Origin of the sequence: Acinetobacter seifertii, from assembly GCF_000368065.1 — a bacterium.
In the GTDB taxonomy this organism is placed as follows: domain Bacteria; phylum Pseudomonadota; class Gammaproteobacteria; order Pseudomonadales; family Moraxellaceae; genus Acinetobacter; species Acinetobacter seifertii.
Genome location: NZ_KB851207.1, coordinates 1 through 1,461 on the forward strand (window position 1 = coordinate 1; position 1,461 = coordinate 1,461).

The 1,461-nt window shown below is 43.9% G+C and carries 1 protein-coding gene; it reads left to right on the forward strand.

Going from position 1 to position 1,461, the window contains the following annotated elements; genetic code table 11:
- Positions 1 to 72: 72 nt before the first annotated feature.
- Positions 73 to 1,407, forward strand: coding sequence for an ISNCY family transposase (locus tag F985_RS24905; RefSeq protein WP_004699130.1), 1,335 nt, complete (start codon positions 73 to 75; stop codon positions 1,405 to 1,407).
- Positions 1,408 to 1,461 lie beyond the last annotated feature (54 nt).

Here is a 1,461-nt window from a genome sequence, read left to right on the forward strand (position 1 = left end):
GTCTATATTCTCACCAATAAAAATGTCTAGTTTATGATGGCTTAAACATCATGGACTGGATATGAAATATAGATGCTGATCACTATGTCTGACAAAGAAATTCAACGTCTTGCTGTTCTGCAAGACGTTCGAGATCATCGTATTACACAAGTCCGTGCTGCTGAAATCCTTAATCTTTCAACCCGTCAAATTACCCGGTTATTACAGAAGCTCAATCAAGATGGTGTTTCAGGTATGGCGCATGCCAGTCGTGGTCAACCTGGCCATCGTCGCCATGATGATTTATTAAAATCAAAATGTCTTTCCATTATTTCTGAACATCTGCTGGGATTTGGACCTACCTTGGCCCATGAGAAGCTCAGCAGCATGTTTGACCTGAATATCCCGGTAGAAACGCTTCGGCGCTGGATGACTGCAAATGACCTCTGGATTCCACGATCCAAGCGCCTTAAACGTCCATATCAGCCACGTTATAACCGGGATTGCTTCGGTGAGCTAATCCAGATTGATGGCTCATATCATGACTGGTTCGAAGGACGCGCTGCTAAGTGCTGCTTGCTGGTTTATATCGATGATGCCACTGGAAAGCTGTTGCATCTGCGCTTCTGTGAGGCGGAAACGACCTTCGACTATATGCTTTCAACCCGAGCCTACATTGAACAATACGGTAAGCCTCTGGCCTTTTATAGCGATAAACATTCGGTCTTCCGAGTGAACCAGAAATCGAGCCAGGACAGCCAGATCACGCAATTTGGGCGGATTCTGAATGAGTTAAATATTGATATTATCTTCGCCAACTCACCCCAGGCCAAAGGCCGTGTGGAACGTGCCAATAGAACACTCCAGGATCGCCTGATCAAGGAAATGCGCCTAGAAGGTATCTGTTCAATTGCCGAGGCAAATGCCTGGCTGCCCTGCTTTATTGAGCATTTCAATCAGAAGTTTGCCAAGTGTGCGCGAAACTCAAAGAATTTACATCGGCCATTAACCGAATCTCATCTTGAACTGGATGATATTTTTACCTGGCAGGAACCGCGTAAGGTCACCAAGAATCTGACCCTGACCTATGACAAATGTATTTATCTGCTTGAACCGACAGAGCTGAATCATAAGCTTGTTGGGCAATATATTTCATTTCTGGAGTACCCAGATGGCACTGTGGCCCTCATGTACGAGGGACGAAAGCTCAACTACAGCATTTTCAATAAATTAGCTGGGCTACAGCAGAATGAGATCGTTGAGAATAAACGGTTAGGTACAGTTCTGGCACATATTCAGCAACAGCATGAAGAGTTGGAAAAACAGAATAAACGTTCCCGTCTCAAGAAAAGTATGCCGAGTCGTAAAGCTCAGAAAGCTGTTATTGAACAAAGAAAGTTAAATCCTGTGCTTGACTCTTGTGGTTAAAAACAGGACATTTTAAATGGTTTATCGCATAGACATTTTAATTGGTGAATAACA